We start from the raw sequence: 16,263 nt of genomic DNA, 5'->3' as shown, positions 1-16,263 counted from the left end.
CTCCGAGTACCGGGGTCCGCATCTCCTGGACGGTCCACATCTCCTGGATAGAGGGAGCCCGGCTTTCCGGCCTCCGGGAAGGGTCCGAACGGGCGCCCCTGGGCGAACCGCCCCATCGGGTCTGCCGGGTCGAAGCGTCCGGCCTATCCTGGCAGGGAGGCCGGCGGGGGCGGCCGGGGGTGCCTCGGCGAGTCAGGGAGGTCCCCGTGTGAGTGGGTGTCGGGGTCGTACGGCGGTCGCCGCCGCCGCGTTGTCGCTGGCCGTGTGCCTGGCCGCCTGTGGCGGCTCCGGGGAGTCCGGCCCGGGTGGGGCCGACTCCGGTGAGGGTGGATTCGCGGTCGGGCTGCTGTTCAGCCAGGACATCCAGACGCGCTGGGAGACGTTCGACAAGCCCCTGATCGAGCGGAAGGTCAAGGAGCTGTGCGCGGGCTGCGTGCTGGAGTACGCCAACGCCCAGGGCGATGTGGCCGCCCAGAAGCAACAGGTGGAGACCCTGCTCAGCAAGGACATCGAGGTCCTGATCCTCAGCGCCATCAACTTCCGGTCGCTGCGCTCCTCGGTCGAGCGGGCGCACGACGCGGGCGTGCCGGTCATCGCCTACGACGGTCTCGTCGAGGGCCCGATCTCGGCCCACGTCTCCTTCGACAACGAACGGGTCGGCAGACTCCAGGGCGAGGCGCTCCTGAAGGCCATGGGCGACAGGACGGACGGCGGGCAGATCGTGATGATGAACGGTCCCCAGACCTCCCCGACCAATGTCGCCTTCAAGACAGGCGCGATGTCCGCCCTCCGGGGCAAGGTCGCGATCGGCAGGTCGTACGACGTCCCGGGCTGGAGCCAGGAGATCGCCCACGCCGACATGGTCCGAGCCATCGCCGCCCTGGGCACCGACGGCATCGACGGCGTCTACGCCGCGAACGACGGCCTCGCCGCCGGCGTGATCTCCGCCCTCAGGGCCGCCCGCATCGAGCCACTGCCACCCGTGACCGGCCAGGACGCCGACCTGGAGGCCGTGCAGCGCATCCTCCTGGGCGAGCAGTACATGAGCGTCTACAAGCCCTTCAAGGCCGAGGCCGACACGGCCGCGGAGATGGCCGTCGCCCTGGGTCGCGGCGAAAATATCGACACCGTCGCCGAGACCAGCGTCGACACGGCCACCACCAAGGACATCCCCGCCGTCCTGCTCGATCCCGTCCCTGTGACGGTCGACGACATCAAGGACACCGTCATCAAGGACGGCGTGTACACGACCGACCAGATCTGCACGCCGAGGGTCCGGGCGGCTTGCGAGCGGGCCGGACTTGTCGGGTGACGGTGCGAGGCGGACTCGTCGGGTGACGGCGCGAGGCGGGGCACGCGGACCATTTCCGGGCTGATGAAGACATCAGCGCACTCGACCGCTGGTGGGCCGGGACCGGTCGGCCCGCAGTCTCCCCCGCGCGGGGGAGACGGTCGCGACCTTCGGACGATCCCCGGACGCCGGGTCGGTGGCGACGATCGAGGCGCATGCCCTCATACGTCCAGATCGGAGCCTCATCGTGCTGAAGTGGACCCTGCGCGCCGTCGCCGTCCTCGCCATCGCCGCCGCGATCGCCACCCCGGTCGCCGCGCCCGCGCCCGCACCGGAAGCGGGCGTCGCCACACCGGCAGTCGCCATCGCCGCGGCCGCATCCGGCCCCGACGCCCCATCCCTGCCGGCGCGGTGACGGTAGGGGTCAGCCAGTCGGTCAGTCAGTCGTCCTCACCACCGGCGCCGACCGAGCCCATCACGCCTTGTGCTGCATGGAGCGCCGTGCGGGGTTCCCCTGTTCGGCGGCCTTGGGGTCCTTCTCGTCGGCCTTGGCCCGTACGCCGTCGGCGATGCGTTTGCCGATGGTCTCGTCGATGTTGGACCAGTACGCGAAGGCTCGCTCCAGGACGGGTTCGCTCACTCCGTTGAGGAGATGTCCGACGACGTTGTCGACCAGACGGTCGCGGGCGGCGTCGTCCAGGACCTCGCGCACCATGGTGCCGGGCTGCCCCCAGTCGTCGTCCTGCGGGTGTGAGACGTAGGCGGCACGGGTGATCTCGCCGTCGGCCGTCCAGCTGGGCGGGGACCCGTAACGCTCCGTGTCCGCGGCGGGACCGCCCTTGGAGTTCGGGGCGTACACCGGGTCGGTGGTGTTCCGGTAGGCCATCGCCCCGTCCTTGGAGTACGTGTGGACGTCGACGACGGGGGCGTTCACCGGCAGCTGCTGGTAGTTGGCGCCGATGCGGTGGCGGTGGGCATCCGCGTAGGAGAACAGCCGGGCCAGCAGCATCCGGTCCGGGCTCGGTCCGACACCGGGGACGAAGTTGTTGGGCTGGAACGCCGCCTGCTCGATCTGGGCGTGGTTGTCGGTGGGGTTCCGGTCGAGCGTCATACGACCGACCGGGATGAGCGGGTAGTCACCGTGCGGCCACACTTTGGTGAGGTCGAACGGGTTGAACCGGTAGCCCGCGGCCTCCTCGTACGGCATCACCTGGACGTACAGGGTCCAGCTCGGGTGGTCACCGTCCCGGATGTGCTCGAAGAGGTCGCGCGTGTGGTAGTCCGTGTCGGCCGCGGCCATCTGATCGGCCTCGTGCTGGGTGAAGAACTCGATGCCCTGGTCGGTCTTGAAGTGGTACTTCACCCAGAACCGCTCGCCGGCGGCGTTGATCCACATGTAGGTGTGGGAGGTGTAGCCGTTCATGTGGCGCCAGGTCCGCGGGATGCCCCGGTCCCCCATCAGCCAGGTCACCTGGTGCGCGGACTCCGGGGAGAGGGTCCAGAAGTCCCACTGCATGTCGTGGTCGCGCAGGTTGTTGTCGGCGCGACGCTTCTGGGACCGGATGAAGTGCTGGAATTTCATCGGGTCCTTCACGAAGAACACCGGCGTGTTGTTGCCGACCATGTCGTAATTGCCTTCGCTGGTGTAGAACTTCACCGCGAATCCGCGCGGGTCACGCCAGGTGTCCGGGCTGCCACGCTCGCCGGCGACGGTCGAGAAGCGGATGACCAGGTCGGTGCGGGTGCCCGGCTGGAACAGGGCCGCCTTCGTGTAGGCGCTGACATCGTGACTGACCTCGAAGTGTCCGAAAGCGCCGCTCCCCTTGGCGTGCGGCTGGCGCTCGGGAATCCGTTCCCGGTTGAACTGCGCCATCTGCTCGATCAGGTAGGCGTCCTGGAGCAGGATCGGCCCCCCGGGACCCACGGTGAGTGAGTGTTCGTCGCTCTCCACCGGTGCCCCGGAATCGGTCGTGGTGGCAGGTCGGATCTCCGTCATGAGTCAGCCTTTCGTGATGCGCCGGCAGTGACGTCGCGATTCCTCGGGCCGCTTGCGCCTCGTGCCCACCGGTCGCGTGATCCTGAAGGGACGGGATAAACACCCTCACTCCGGCCGATCTGGCCGCTTTTTGTTTTCACCGATGGCACGTGGCGTGCCATCCCTCCTGAGTAGAGGAAGCCCGGAGATATGGCCTCCGGGGATAGCCCGGACCGGTGATGTCCCGGAATCCGCCGTGGCGGCATGTGCGGAAACCGCGCGACGGATGCGCCGCCCTGCCCCGTAGAGCAGACGACGGACGGACGTCTGCAGGGAGGGGAACAGAAAGTGGCAGGGCACGGAGTCAGAACCGTCACAGGTACGGCGGCCGCGGTGGCGGCATTGGTGGCGCTGACCGCGTCACAGGCGCCAGGGGCGGTCCCGGCACGGGCCTCGGCGTCGGCACCGGGGCAGACACCGGCCGGGCACGGGCCGAGCGTGTCCGGCGACACCCCGTACCGCACCGAGCTGCCGCCGCTGCGGACCGGGAAGCGGGACGGCGGCGGGGCACGGGCGGGGGTGAGCGGCGGCGCAGCGGCGGAGGCCGGGACCGCGCTGCCGGCGAGCGTGTTCGCCGCGTACCGGCGAGCAGAGGAGCGGCTCTCGCGCGAGGCGCCCGGCTGCCGGCTTCGGTGGCAGCTGCTCGCGGCGATCGGGCAGGTGGAGTCCGGGCAGGCGCGGGGCGGCCGGGTGGCGTCGGACGGTACGACCGTGACGCCGATTCTCGGGCCACGGCTGGACGGCGTGGCGTACGCGCTGATCCGGGACACCGACGGCGGAGTCCACGACGGGGACACGACGTACGACCGCGCGGTGGGGCCGATGCAGTTCATTCCGTCGACCTGGGCCCGCTGGGGCGCGGACGGCAACGGCGACGGGCGTACGGATCCGGACAACGTCTTCGACGCGGCTCTCGCCGCCGGACGCTACCTGTGCGCGGGCGGGAGGGATCTGTCCGTCCCGGCCGAGCTGGACCGGGCGATCCTCGGCTACAACCACTCGGCCGCCTATCTGCGCACGGTCCGGGCCTGGTACGCGTACTTCCTGGACGGGCACCGGGTGGTGCCGGACGCCTCCGCCGGTTCCTCGGCCCGCCCCGAGCCATCGCGGTCACCCTCGAAGCCGAAGAAGGCCTCGCCGACACCCTCCGCCCGTCCGAGCGCAACTCCGTCCCGCACCCCGTCGACCCCCGACGCCTCACCGGCCCCCACCGCATCCCGTCCGGCCACCGGACCCGAGGAGACCGGGAATCCGCAACTCCCCCTCCCCTCCCCGGACATCGAGCTTCCCGGCGACGACGTGCTGCCCAGCGGCGGTTCACTGACCAGTAACAGCGCGGACTCGATGACGGCCACCCCCTCCACAACCGCCGATACTCGACGGTAATGTCGCCACCCGCCGGACGGCACGAGACCGGTGGGTGAGAGCGAAGGGGCCCTCATGGCGACGGACATGCCTGCGGACCAGCCTGCAGGGATACCTGCGGAATTGTCCGCAGAGATACCTGCGGAGTGGGACGCCTCCGACGACCGTTGGCAGCGCATGTGGAGCCACCGCGAGCAACTGCTCAAGGTGGCCCGGCGCAGGTCGATGAGTGCGGAGGACGCCGAGGACGCGGTACACGAGGCGATGCTGCGCGCCGCCGAGCGCCCGGACCTGGACGACGAACGGCTCGCCGCGTGGCTGACGACGGTCACGATGCGGATCTGCGTCGACCGCTACCGGCAGGTCAACCGTGAGGCACAGGTGCGCACGAGCCCTACCCTCATCACCCCGGGGCCGGTGCCCGTCGAGGAGGCTGTCTGCGACCGGGCCGAGGCGAAGTGGCTGGCGGTGCGCAGTGGTGAGCTGCCCGCGCGGCAGGCCGAGGCGCTGCGGCTGAAGTCGGAGGACCTCGACGTCGGCCAGGTCGCCGTACAGATGGGGCTGAGCTACCGGACCGTCGAGTCACTGCTGGCCCGGGCCCGGCGGACGCTGCGGCAGTCGCTGGCCGCGACGCTCGGGTGCGCGCTGTTCCTGATCGGGTGGGGGCGGCCGAGGCCGGCCGGCAAGGGCCCGGCCTTGGCGGTGGCCTCGACGGCAGCGACCCTGGCGGTTGCGGGGTTCGTGCTGCCGTACGCCCTCGACGGCGGTGGCGGCGGGGGCGGTACGGCGCCTCGGCCCGCCGTCGCCTCGCCGGGTCCGGAGGCGGTGCGGCCGGACGGTGGTGGCGAGGGGCGTACACCTCAGGGGAACAAGCCCACCGTCACGTCGGCCGAACGGAGAGCAGCCGAGTCCCCGGCGGGCGAATCGTCCCTGCCACTCACCGTGCCGTCGCTGCCGGACGTCCCGGAGGTCTCCGTGTCCCCGCTGCCGGTGTTGTCCGCGCCGGAGGTCCCCCAGGTGCCCGACGTCCCGGAGCTGCCCGAGCTCCCCGGCCTGCCTGTCACGCCCTCCGCCGTTCCGACGGACACGGCACCCCCGGCGATCCCGGACGCCTCCACCGCCGTACCGTCCACCTCGCTCCCCGCGCCCACGGCGACCCCGCTGCCGTAGCAGGCTCCGGACACACAGCCGCCGGACATACGGCAGTAAATCGTCATGAAACCCTCGACCGGAAACCCGCCCGAAAAAAATCCGCCACCCGAGCGACGGACGCCCCTCCCCTCCCCGTAGAGCAGATGTCAGAGCTGCTCCAGGGGCCGAAGGGTGGACCGGATGGGTGTCGAGATCTGTGTGGAAGGGCTGACCAAGTCCTTCGGTCACCAGGTCATCTGGCAGGACGTCTCACTGACGCTGCCCGCCGGGGAGGTCTCGGTCATGCTCGGCCCCTCGGGCACGGGCAAGTCGGTGTTCCTCAAGACGCTCGTCGGACTGCTGAAGCCGGAGCGGGGCTCGATCACGATCCAGGGCCGGGACATCACCAGGCTCCGCGAGCACGACCTGTACGAGGTGCGCAAACTCTTCGGCGTGCTGTTCCAGGACGGCGCGCTGTTCGGCTCGATGAACCTGTACGACAACATCGCCTTCCCGCTGCGCGAGCACACGCGTAAGTCCGAGAGCGAGATCCGGCGCATCGTGCTGGAGAAGATGGACATGGTCGGGCTGATCGGCGCCGAGGGGAAGCTGCCCGGCGAGATCTCCGGCGGGATGCGCAAACGGGCCGGGCTGGCCCGGGCCCTGGTGCTCGACCCCGAGATCATCCTCTTCGACGAACCCGACTCGGGCCTCGACCCGGTCCGCGTCGCCTACCTCAACCAGCTCATCGTCGACCTCAACGCCCAGATCGACGCGACCTTCCTGATCGTCACGCACGACATCGCCTCGGCCCGCCAGGTGCCGGACAACATCGGGCTGCTGTTCCGCCGCGAACTGGTGATGTTCGGGCCCCGCGAGGAGCTGCTGACCAGCGACGAGCCGGTCGTACGGCAGTTCCTGAACGGCCGGATGCAGGGCCCGATCGGCATGGCGGAGGAGAAGGACGCGGCCCAGGTGGAGCAGGAGCTGGCCGCCCTCGGCGACGACGGCAAGGACACCCGGGTTCCCGGCAGTCAGGCTCTGACTCCCCGCCTGCTGCCGGGGCCGGGTATCCCCCGGCCACCCCGCTGGGAGGCCATCGCCCGGCGCGAGGCCGCGCTGCACCAGAAGGCGGGGGCGAGCGCATGAGTCTGTCACCCCTCGGAGCGCTGCGGCACTCGGGGAGCCTGTTCGCGATGGCGCTGGACGTCGTCCGGACCATCCCCCGACGGCCGTTCCAGGCAAGGGAGTTCATTCAGCAGGCATGGTTCATCGCGAGCGTGACGATCCTGCCGACGGCCCTGGTCTCGATCCCCTTCGGCGCGGTCATCGCCCTGCAGATCGGCAGCCTCACGCGGCAGCTCGGCGCCCAGTCCTTCTCGGGTGCCGCCTCCGTGCTGGCCGTGCTGCGCGAGGCCTCGCCGATCGTCACCGCGCTGCTGATCGCGGGCGCCGGCGGCACGGCGATCTGCGCGGACCTGGGCGCCCGGAAGATCCGGGACGAGATCGACGCGATGCAGGTGCTCGGCATCGACCCCATCCACCGCCTCGTCGTACCGCGCGTGCTGGCGTCGATGTTGGTGGCGGTGCTGCTCAACGGCCTGGTGTCGGTGGTCGGCGTGGCGGGCGGCTACTTCTTCAACGTCGTCCTGCAGAACGGCACCCCCGGCGCCTACCTCGCCTCCTTCACCACCCTCGCCCAGCTCTCCGACCTGTGGGCGGCCGAGATCAAGGCACTCGTCTTCGGCGCGATCTCGGCGATCGTGGCCTCGTACAAGGGGCTCACCGCGAAGGGCGGCCCGAAGGGCGTGGGCGACGCGGTGAACCAGTCGGTGGTGATCACCTTCATGTTGCTGTTCGTGACGAACTTCGTGATGACCGCGGTGTACTTCCAGGTCGTCCCGCAGAGGGGTTAGCCGATGAGACTTCTCGACCGCCCCCTGCGCTCCCTGGAGGAGCTGGGCGTCCAACTTGCCTTCTACGGCCGCTCGTTGGCCTGGACCGGCCGCACCCTGCGCCGCTACAAGAAGGAGATCCTGCGGCTGCTCGCCGAGGTGAGCTTCGGGCGCGGAGCCCTGGCCGTCGTCGGCGGCACGGTCGGCGTGATCGCCTTCCTGTCCTTCTTCACCGGCACCGAGGTCGGCCTCCAGGGCTACGCGGCCCTCAACCAGCTCGGCACCTCCAACTTCGTCGCGTTCCTCTCGGCGTACTTCAACACCCGGGAGATCGCCCCGTTGGTGGCCGGGCTCGCGCTCTCCGCGACCGTCGGCGCCGGGTTCACGGCCCAGCTGGGCGCGATGCGGATCAGCGAGGAGACCGATGCGCTCGAAGTGATGGGCGTGCCCTCGCTGCCGTTCCTGGTGACGACGCGGATGATCGCCGGGTTCGTCGCCGTGATCCCGCTGTACGTGATCGGCCTGCTGTCCTCGTACCTCGCCGCCCGCACCATCACCACCGTCTACTACGGGCAGTCGGCCGGCACCTACGACCACTACTTCCAGCAGTACCTGCCCCCGGTCGACGTGCTGTGGTCCTTCGGCAAGGTGCTCGTCTTCGCCGTCCTGATCATCCTGGTGCACTGCTTCTACGGCTACTACGCGAGCGGCGGCCCGGCGGGGGTCGGCGTGGCCGTGGGCCGTGCGGTGCGGACCTCGATCGTGGCGATCAACGTCCTGGACTTCTTCCTGTCGCTCGCGATCTGGGGCGCCAACACGACCGTACGGATCGCGGGGTGAGCCGCCTGATGAGGGCGCGTATGAGAGTGCTGAGACTGCGGCTGTACGGCATCGTCTTCCTCGCCGTACTCGCCCTGCTGCTGTCCCTGTCGGTCGCCGTCTACCGGCAGGCGTTCACGCCGGTCGTGCGGATCACGCTGGAGGCCGACAGCCTCGGCAACCAGCTCGATCCACGGGCCGACGTCAAGCTGCGCGGGCTGCTGGTCGGCGAGGTGCGCGAGGTGCGGGCGGACGGGACGAAGGCGACGCTCGACATCGCGCTCAAGCCGGAGCACGTCGCCCACATCCCGTCGGACGTGCACGCGCGGCTGCTGCCCAAGACGCTGTTCGGCGAGAAGTACGTCGACCTGGTCGCGCCCAAGCGCTCCTCGGGCCGGGCCATCCAGGCCGGTGACGTCATCACCCAGGACCGCACCCGCGTCGGCATCGAGGTGCAGCAGCTGATGAACGACCTGCTGCCCCTGCTCCGTACAGTCCAGCCCGGCAAGCTCAACGCCACCCTGTCCGCCTTCGCCACCGCCCTCGACGGCCGCGGCGACCGCATCGGCGACAACCTCACGCGCCTGGAGGCCTACCTGAGCCGCCTCAACCCCCATCTGCCGTCCCTCACCGAGAACATCGCCCGCTTCGCCGAGGTCGCCGAGACGTACGGCGACGCGGCGCCCGACCTGATGGCGATCCTGCGCAACACCGTGACCACGAGCCGCACGATCGTCGAGAAGAAGGACCAGCTGGCCGCCGCACTGAAGACGACGGCAACCGTCGCGGGCACGGCGGAGGACTTCCTCGACGTGAACGGGGACCGGCTGATCACCCTCGGCCAGGTCTCGCGGCCCACGCTGGAGCTCTTCGCCCGCTACTCCCCCGAGTACCCCTGTCTGCTGGCCGGACTGGTCCGGCAGGAGAAAGCCTCGGAGGAGGCGTTCCGGGGCGGGAAGATGCACATCACGCTGGAGGTCGTACGGCCGCAGGGGGCGTACGAACCCGGTGAGGAGCCGCTTTACGGCGACCGGTCGGGGCCGAACTGCCATGGCCTGCCGAATCCTCAGGTGCCGGCACCCGGTGCCCACCTCAACGACGGCTCCAGGAACGCGAGTTCCTCCGCGGGTCCGGCCGGCGTCTCCGCCACCCGGGCCGAGCAGCGGGCCGTCAGCTCGCTCGTGGCCCCGGTCCTGGGCGTGCCCGCCGACGAGGTGCCGTCGGTGACGACGCTGCTGTTCGGGCCGCTGGCGCGCGGGACGGCGGTGAGTGTGGCATGAGGACCGGTCGTACAAGGAGTGGAGGAGCCCTGCAGACCGCTGCGCCGCTCGTCAAGTTCAGCCTCTTCGCGCTGGTGACGATCCTGGCGACGGCCCTGCTGGCCGCCACCATCGTGAACATCTCCTTCACCCCGCACGACACGTACCGCGCGGTGTTCAGCGACGTCACCGGCCTGGAGGAGGGCGACGACATCCGGGTGGCCGGGGTGCGGGTCGGCGAGGTCGAGGGCATCCGGATCAAGGACCGGACGCTGGCCGAGGTCACCTTCACGGTCAGCGAGGACCGGCCGCTGCTCACCGGCACCGGCGCGGTCATCCGCTACCGCAACCTGGTCGGGCAGCGGTACGTCGCGCTGACCGAGGGCGCGGGCGACAGCACGCGACTGCGGCCCGGCGCGACGATCCCGCTGTCGCGCACGCAGCCCGCGTTGGACCTCAACGCCCTGCTGAACGGCTTCAAGCCGCTGTTCGCAGCGCTCAGCCCGAAGGACGTCAACCTCCTCGCCACCGAGATCATCAAGACGCTCCAGGGCGAGGGCGGCACCGTCAACAGCCTGCTCGTGCACACGGCGTCGCTCACCTCGACGCTGGCCGGCCGCGACCAGCTGATCGGCTCGGTGATCGACAACCTCAACACCGTGCTGGGGACGCTGGACAAGCGCGGCGCCCGCTTCTCGGGCCTGCTCAAGCAGCTGCGCCGGGTCATCTCGGGCCTGTCCGCCGACCGCAAGCCCATCGGGGAGTCGCTGGTGAGCATCGGCGACTTGACGGAGGCCACCTCGGGGCTGCTGAAGGACGCGCGTCCGCCGCTGAAGGACGACATCGCCGAGCTGACCGAGCTCACCGGAACGCTGAACGACAACGAGAAGACCGTGGAGGGCGTGCTGAAGCGGCTGCCGAACAAGCTGGGCGAGCTGACGGGGACGGCGTCCTACGGCTCGTGGTTCAACTTCTACCTCTGCGACTTCGACGGCCGGATCGTGCTGCCGAAGACGAAGCAGGTACTCACGCCCGATCTGCACGTGGCGAGGGCGAGGTGCGGGGCATGAGCCGTAAGCACCGCCCGGAGCCGATGTTCAGGGTCCGCGTCGAGCCACCGAAGCTGCCGAGGATACGTCCGCCGAAGGTACGGCTCCTGCCGCGCCGCAGGCCCCGTCAGCAACCGCTGATCAAGGTGCGGGTCGAGCCGCCGAAGCTGCCGAGGATACGGCTCCGCCGCCCGCACCTCGGCCCCTTCCGCGACCGCAACCCCGTCGTCATCGGCGCGGTCGGCCTCACCGTCCTCGCGCTGCTGGCGGTGGCCGCGTTCAACGCCGACCGCCTGCCGGTGATCGGCGACGGCGAGACGTACAGCGCCGCCTTCGCGGAGGCGGGCGGGCTCAAGCCGGGTGACGAGGTGCGGATCGCCGGGGTCAAGGTCGGCAAGGTCGAGGAGGTCGACCTGGAGGGCAACCACGTCAAGGTCACCTTCAAGATCAAGGGCGAGCCGGGCTTCGGCACCCGGACCGGCGCGTCGATCCGGGTCAAGACGATCCTCGGCGCGAAGTACCTCGCGCTGCACCCCAAGGGCGGAGGCCAGTTGGCGCCCGGCAGCGAGATACCGCTGAAGCGCACAGTCCCCGCGTACGACGTCGTACAGGCGTTCAGCGACCTCACCACTACGTCGGAGGAGATCGACACCGACCGCGTGGCGAAGGCCCTGGACACCATCTCCGCCACCTTCGAGGACTCGCCGGAGGAGGTACGGGCATCGATCAAGGGCCTGTCGCAGATCTCCCGGACGGTGTCCTCCCGCGACAAGGCGCTGCGCGAGCTGCTCGACCACGCGAACGGCGTCACGGGCGTCCTGGCCGACCGCTCCGGCGACTTCACCGCCCTGGTCAAGGACGGCGACAGGCTGTTCAAGGAGATCAGCAAGCGGCGCGAGGCGATCCACAACCTGCTGAAGAGCTCCGCCGCGCTCGGCATCCAGCTCTCCGGCCTGGTCCAGGACAACGAGAAGGAGATCGGGCCCGCGCTCGAGGGCCTGAACCGCGTGGTGGAGATGCTCGAACGGAACCAGTCCAGCCTCGACCGGAGCATCAAGCTCCTCGCGCCCTTTGTGCGGGTCTTCACCAACACCCTCGGCAACGGCCGCTGGTTCGACTCCTACGTCCAGAACATGGTGGTACCCGCTCCGGTGGAGCCGCGGACGGGAGGGGCGCAGTGAACATCCCGGTCAGGATCAGGAAACGGCTGGCCCTGCTCACCGTGCTGGCCCTCGTCGCCGCGCTCACCTATGTCCTGTGGCCGCGCCCCGAGCCGGTGCGTGTCACGGCGTACTTCCCGCGCACGGTCGGCATCTACCCGGGCTCGGACGTCCGCGTGCTGGGCGTCCGGATCGGCGAGGTCAGGACGATCACGCCGGAGGGCGGCCGGGTGCGGGTGGAGCTGGAGTACGACTCCGGCCGCAAGGTCCCGGCGGACGCGCAGGCCGCGATCATCAACTCCTCGGTGGTCAGCGACCGTTATGTCCAGCTGCTTCCGGTGTACCGCAGTGGTCCGGCACTGCGGGACGGGGACGAGATCCCCGAGTCGCGCACGGCCGTACCCGTCGAACTGGACCGTATCTTCGACAGCCTGCACACCACGGCCGAGGTGCTCGGCCCCGAGGGCGCCAACGAGGACGGCTCCCTGTCGCGGCTGCTCGGGGTGAGCGCGGACAACCTGGACGGCCAGGGCGAGAACCTGCACCAGACGGTCGAGGACCTCTCGGAGGCGGTCACGACCCTGTCCGACGGCCGCACGGACCTGTTCGGCACGGTCCGCAACCTCCAGGTCTTCACGGCGGCCCTGGCGGCGGACGACAAGAGCGTGCGGTCGTTCAACAGCAGCCTCGCGAAGGTCGCGGACCAACTCGCGGGCGAGCGCGAGGACTTGGCGGCGGCGCTGAAGAACCTCGGAACGGCGCTCGGTGACGTGTCCGACTTCGTGAAGAGCAACAAGAAGTCGCTGACCGCGAACGTGGAGGGTCTCAGCAAGGTGACCAAGGTCCTCGTCACCCAACGAGCCGCGCTGGAGGAGCTGTTGGAGGTCGCCCCGACCGGCATGTCGAACCTCAACAACGCCTACAACCCGTCGGCAGGCACCCTCGACACCCGCAACAACCCGGATCATCCGCAGGATCCGGCGTCGCTGCTGTGCTCCGTGCTCAGGACGACCGGGGACGAGGGCGGCAAGAACCCGGACTGCAAGGAGCTGACGGAGTTGTTCGACTCCCTACCGGAGGTCCCGCAGGGCCCGGCGGTCACCGGCACGGTCGACCGCACCCTCGGTGGGATCCTGGGGGCGAGCGCATGAACGTCGAGCGCAAGAGCGTGCTCCGCGGGGGCGTGCTGGGCAAGGGCGGGGCGGTGGCCTGGGCGGCCCTCGGCTCGCTGCTCCTGACCGGCTGCGAGTTCAACGGCTGGTACGACGTCCAGCTGCCCGGCGGCGCCGCCGCGGACGGGAACGCGTACCACGTCACCGTCGAGTTCCGTGACGTCCTCGACCTGGTGCCGCAGTCGGCGGTGAAGGTCAACAACGTCACCGTGGGCGCGGTCGAGAAGGTGGAGCTGGACGGCTGGCACGCGCGCGTACGGCTGAGGGTCGCCGACTCGGTGAAGTTGCCCGGCAACGCGATCGCTGAGCTGCGGCAGACCAGCATGCTCGGCGAGAAGTACGTGGCGCTGTCCAGGCCGGCGGACACCACGCCGACGGGACGGCTCCGCGACGGTGACGTGATCCCCCTGTCCCGCAGCGGCCGCAACCCGGAGATCGAGGAGGTGCTGTCCGCGCTGTCGGCCCTGCTCAACGGCGGTGGGGTGGCCCAGCTCAAGACGATCACCGTGGAGCTGAACAAGGCGCTGGAGGGCCGGGAGAACCGGGTGAAGTCCCTGCTCACGGAGCTGAATGTCTTCCTCGGCAGCCTGGACGAGCAGAAGAAGGACATCGTCCGGGCCCTGGAGGCCGTGGACCGACTCGCCGAGCGCCTCGGCACGGAGAAGAAGACCATCGCCGAGGCGGTGGACGCGATGCCACCCGCCCTGAAAGTCCTGGCCGACCAGCGCCACGACCTGACGCGCATGCTCACCGCGTTGTCCAAGCTCGGCGAGACGGGCACCAAGGTGGTCAACGCCTCGCACGACGACACGGTGGCCAACCTCAGGCAGTTGCGCCCGATCCTGCAACAGCTGAACAAGGCGGGCAGCGACTTGCCCAACTCCCTTGAACTGATGACCACTTATCCGTTCCCACGCAACGCGGTGGACGCGATCAAGGGCGACTACGTCAACCTGCACATCACGGCCGACCTCGATCTGGCGGGGATCTACGGCAACTTGACGAAGAAGCCGGGCGGTGACGGCGGAGACGGGAACGGGGACACGGACGGGCCGGAGCTCCCCGACACCCCCGACCTGCCGGACCTCCCGGAACTGCCGGGCGTGCCGACGCCCACGGCACTGCCGAACGGCCCGAGCACACCGTCGTCGCCTTCGGCCCCGTCCGGGGGCGGCGGAGACCTGCTGTGCCCGCCGGTGTGCACGGCCACCTATACGGCCGGGGGCGACCGGCCCGAGGGGATCAACCTCGAACTCGCCGAGCTGATGCTGAAGGGGGTCCAGCCGTGATCACCCGTACGGTCAAGGTCCAACTGCTGGCCTTCGCCACCATCACCGCGGTAGGGGTGTCGTACGTAGGCGCCGAATACACGGGGTTGGTGGATGACGTCCTGGACCGCGGCTACACAGTCCGCGCGGACTTCCCCGACTCCGGGGGCGTCTTCCCCGGCGCGGAAGTGACGTATCGCGGGGTGCCGGTGGGGAAGGTGGGCGCGCTGCACCTGACGGGCGGCGATGGTGTCTCGGTGGCCCTGGACATCGAGGACGGGGCGCCTCGCATCCCCGCGGACGCCCTTGCCGTTGTGGCGAACCGCTCGGCGGTGGGCGAGCAATACGTCGACCTGCAGCCGCGCACGTCCCACGGCCCGTACCTGCTGGACGGCAGCGACATCCCGCGTCGGAACACCCGCGTACCGCTGCCGACGACAGACCTGGTCCTCAGCCTCGACCGCCTGGTGAACTCGGTCGGCAAGAAGGACCTCCAGGTGACGATCGACGAGTTGGGCGAGGCCTTCGCCGGAACCGGCCCGAACCTGAGCCGCCTGGTGGACTCGGGAAACGACCTGGTCGAGTCGGCGTCCGACGCGCTGCCGGAGACGATCGCGCTGATCGAGGACTCGAGGAAGGTCCTGAAGACTCAGGCGGACCAGGGTTCGTCGATCAAGTCATTCGCGCGCGATCTCGCGTCGCTCTCCGCCCAGTTGAAGGAGAGCGACGGGGACCTGCGCAAGCTGATCGGCAATGCTCGGCCGGCGGCACAGGAGGTGAACTCGCTGCTGAAGTCGGCGGGCCCTGAGCTGTCGGTCCTGCTGGCGAACCTGATCAGCGGCGGCCAGGTGACGCTGGCGAGACTGCCCGGAGTGGAGCAGGCCCTGGTCACCTTCCCGGTGATGGTGGCGGGCAGCTACACGGTCGTGCCGGGCGACGGCACCACCCACTTCGGCCTGGTGGTGAACGCCGACGACCCGCCGGCTTGCACCCAGGGCTACGGCACGACCCGCCGCGACCCCGCCGACACGAGCACCCGCGAGGCGAACACCGACGCCCGCTGCACGCTTCCGCGGGGCAGCGAGTCGTCGGTACGGGGCGCGCAGAACGCGCCGGGCGCCGCTTCCGGAGGCGCAAACCAGGCGGCGTACGCCGCCCCGTACGACCCGGAGACCGGCACCACCACCGGCCCGGACGGAAGGCCCGTCGAGATCGGCTCGACGGGCGGCCAACAGGCCGTGTTCGGAAAGGAGTCGTGGCAATGGCTGCTAGTCGGACCGATGGCATGAGAAAGGCACTGAAGGCCATGGGCAAGCCAATGTCGGGACGAGCACGGTCACTGGGCCTGGCGGCGGCCACAGCCGTGGTCACGGCACTGACGATCTGGCTGACCCTCGGCCTCTACGAACAGCGCGAGGCGGACCAGCGCCGCCAGGACATCCTGGCCGCGGCCCGCCAGTCAGCGCTGAACTTCACCTCGCTCGACTACCGCCACTACGACCGCGACAGCGCGAACGTCCTGTCAGGCGCGACCGGCGACTTCAAAAAGCAGTTCGCGGCCCAGACGGAGCAACTGACGCAACTCGTGGCGACGAACAAGTCCGTATCAGAGGGCCAGGTCCTGGAGGCGGGCATCGTCCGCTCCGACGAGGACTCGGCCCGCGTCCTGGTGGTCGCCGACAGCAAGGTGACCAACACGGCCGTGCCGCAGGGCGAGGCGCGCACGTATCGCCTGCAGCTGGACCTGGTGCAGCGGGATGGCCGCTGGCTGACGTCGGACGTCGAGTTCGTCGGCTGACAAGCATCAACGAGGAGTACG

General features: G+C 69.9%; 15 protein-coding genes. 14 read left to right on the top strand and 1 reads right to left on the bottom strand.

The genetic code is table 11. The annotated features are described in order from the left end of the window. Positions 1 to 208: 208 nt before the first annotated feature. Positions 209 to 1,312: a sugar ABC transporter substrate-binding protein gene (locus ACIA8X_RS32580; RefSeq protein ID WP_399459789.1), complete on the top strand. Its 1,104-nt coding sequence runs from the start codon at positions 209 to 211 to the stop codon at positions 1,310 to 1,312. Positions 1,313 to 1,538: 226 nt separating this feature from the next. Further along, on the top strand, positions 1,539 to 1,706 hold the full coding sequence (locus ACIA8X_RS32575; protein ID WP_399459788.1) for a hypothetical protein: 168 nt from the start codon (positions 1,539 to 1,541) through the stop codon (positions 1,704 to 1,706). A gap of 60 nt (positions 1,707 to 1,766) precedes the next feature. On the opposite strand, the gene ACIA8X_RS32570 is transcribed toward ACIA8X_RS32575, so the two are convergent. Beyond that, complete coding sequence (locus tag ACIA8X_RS32570) at positions 1,767 to 3,287, bottom strand: catalase (protein WP_399459787.1); 1,521 nt, start codon at positions 3,285 to 3,287, stop codon at positions 1,767 to 1,769. Positions 3,288 to 3,614: 327 nt separating this feature from the next. On the opposite strand from ACIA8X_RS32570, the gene ACIA8X_RS32565 reads away from it, so the two are divergent. The 12 genes from ACIA8X_RS32565 to ACIA8X_RS32510 all read left to right on the top strand — a co-directional run bounded on the left by ACIA8X_RS32565 (position 3,615) and on the right by ACIA8X_RS32510 (position 16,242). After that, entirely contained in the window at positions 3,615 to 4,712 is a 1,098-nt protein-coding gene (locus ACIA8X_RS32565; RefSeq protein ID WP_399459786.1) for a lytic murein transglycosylase, read from the top strand. Between the two features lie 102 nt (positions 4,713 to 4,814). Next, positions 4,815 to 5,861, top strand: a complete 1,047-nt coding sequence (locus ACIA8X_RS32560; protein ID WP_399459785.1) for a sigma-70 family RNA polymerase sigma factor — start codon at positions 4,815 to 4,817, stop codon at positions 5,859 to 5,861. Between the two features lie 162 nt (positions 5,862 to 6,023). Next, positions 6,024 to 6,971 (top strand): ABC transporter ATP-binding protein, encoded by a 948-nt coding sequence (locus tag ACIA8X_RS32555; RefSeq protein WP_393442054.1) that lies wholly within the window; start codon positions 6,024 to 6,026, stop codon positions 6,969 to 6,971. After that, complete coding sequence (locus ACIA8X_RS32550) at positions 6,968 to 7,738, top strand: MlaE family ABC transporter permease (protein WP_393442052.1); 771 nt, start codon at positions 6,968 to 6,970, stop codon at positions 7,736 to 7,738. The genes ACIA8X_RS32555 and ACIA8X_RS32550 overlap by 4 nt, the downstream gene beginning before the upstream one ends. 3 nt (positions 7,739 to 7,741) lie before the next feature. Then, positions 7,742 to 8,557, top strand: coding sequence for an MlaE family ABC transporter permease (locus tag ACIA8X_RS32545; protein ID WP_399459784.1), 816 nt, complete (start codon positions 7,742 to 7,744; stop codon positions 8,555 to 8,557). 20 nt (positions 8,558 to 8,577) lie between these two features. Next, positions 8,578 to 9,816, top strand: a complete 1,239-nt coding sequence (locus tag ACIA8X_RS32540) for an MCE family protein (protein ID WP_393442050.1) — start codon at positions 8,578 to 8,580, stop codon at positions 9,814 to 9,816. Then, on the top strand, positions 9,813 to 10,865 hold the full coding sequence (locus ACIA8X_RS32535) for an MCE family protein (RefSeq protein WP_393442048.1): 1,053 nt from the start codon (positions 9,813 to 9,815) through the stop codon (positions 10,863 to 10,865). Before ACIA8X_RS32540 ends, ACIA8X_RS32535 begins: the two co-directional genes overlap by 4 nt. Further along, positions 10,862 to 12,025: an MCE family protein gene (locus ACIA8X_RS32530; RefSeq protein WP_393442046.1), complete on the top strand. Its 1,164-nt coding sequence runs from the start codon at positions 10,862 to 10,864 to the stop codon at positions 12,023 to 12,025. Before ACIA8X_RS32535 ends, ACIA8X_RS32530 begins: the two co-directional genes overlap by 4 nt. Before the next feature lie 2 nt (positions 12,026 to 12,027). Next, the gene (locus ACIA8X_RS32525) at positions 12,028 to 13,155 is read left to right on the top strand and encodes an MCE family protein (protein ID WP_399459851.1); all 1,128 of its coding nucleotides are present in this window, start codon (positions 12,028 to 12,030) and stop codon (positions 13,153 to 13,155) included. Next, positions 13,152 to 14,465, top strand: a complete 1,314-nt coding sequence (locus ACIA8X_RS32520) for an MCE family protein (protein WP_399459783.1) — start codon at positions 13,152 to 13,154, stop codon at positions 14,463 to 14,465. The genes ACIA8X_RS32525 and ACIA8X_RS32520 overlap by 4 nt, the downstream gene beginning before the upstream one ends. After that, positions 14,462 to 15,733 (top strand): MCE family protein, encoded by a 1,272-nt coding sequence (locus ACIA8X_RS32515; protein ID WP_399459782.1) that lies wholly within the window; start codon positions 14,462 to 14,464, stop codon positions 15,731 to 15,733. Before ACIA8X_RS32520 ends, ACIA8X_RS32515 begins: the two co-directional genes overlap by 4 nt. Further along, a complete protein-coding gene (locus ACIA8X_RS32510; protein ID WP_393442040.1) occupies positions 15,730 to 16,242 on the top strand; it encodes a hypothetical protein in 513 nt (170 codons plus the stop codon). Before ACIA8X_RS32515 ends, ACIA8X_RS32510 begins: the two co-directional genes overlap by 4 nt. The last annotated feature ends 21 nt before the right edge of the window (positions 16,243 to 16,263 follow it).

The organism is Streptomyces sp. NPDC051738 (genome assembly GCF_044453205.1).
Lineage (GTDB): Bacteria > Actinomycetota > Actinomycetes > Streptomycetales > Streptomycetaceae > Streptomyces.
The sequence above is the reverse complement of the archived record's forward strand: the minus strand, read 5'-3'. Positions and strand labels throughout refer to the sequence as shown.

Coding starts and splice junctions, on each gene's coding strand:
- ACIA8X_RS32510 (WP_393442040.1), top strand. CDS start 15,730: ATGAGAAAGGCACTGAAGGCCATGGGCAAGCCAATGTCGGGACGAGCA.
- ACIA8X_RS32545 (WP_399459784.1), top strand. CDS start 7,742: ATGAGACTTCTCGACCGCCCCCTGCGCTCCCTGGAGGAGCTGGGCGTC.
- ACIA8X_RS32550 (WP_393442052.1), top strand. CDS start 6,968: ATGAGTCTGTCACCCCTCGGAGCGCTGCGGCACTCGGGGAGCCTGTTC.
- ACIA8X_RS32520 (WP_399459783.1), top strand. CDS start 13,152: ATGAACGTCGAGCGCAAGAGCGTGCTCCGCGGGGGCGTGCTGGGCAAG.
- ACIA8X_RS32540 (WP_393442050.1), top strand. CDS start 8,578: ATGAGAGTGCTGAGACTGCGGCTGTACGGCATCGTCTTCCTCGCCGTA.
- ACIA8X_RS32555 (WP_393442054.1), top strand. CDS start 6,024: ATGGGTGTCGAGATCTGTGTGGAAGGGCTGACCAAGTCCTTCGGTCAC.
- ACIA8X_RS32530 (WP_393442046.1), top strand. CDS start 10,862: ATGAGCCGTAAGCACCGCCCGGAGCCGATGTTCAGGGTCCGCGTCGAG.
- ACIA8X_RS32570 (WP_399459787.1), bottom strand. CDS start 3,287: ATGACGGAGATCCGACCTGCCACCACGACCGATTCCGGGGCACCGGTG.
- ACIA8X_RS32535 (WP_393442048.1), top strand. CDS start 9,813: ATGAGGACCGGTCGTACAAGGAGTGGAGGAGCCCTGCAGACCGCTGCG.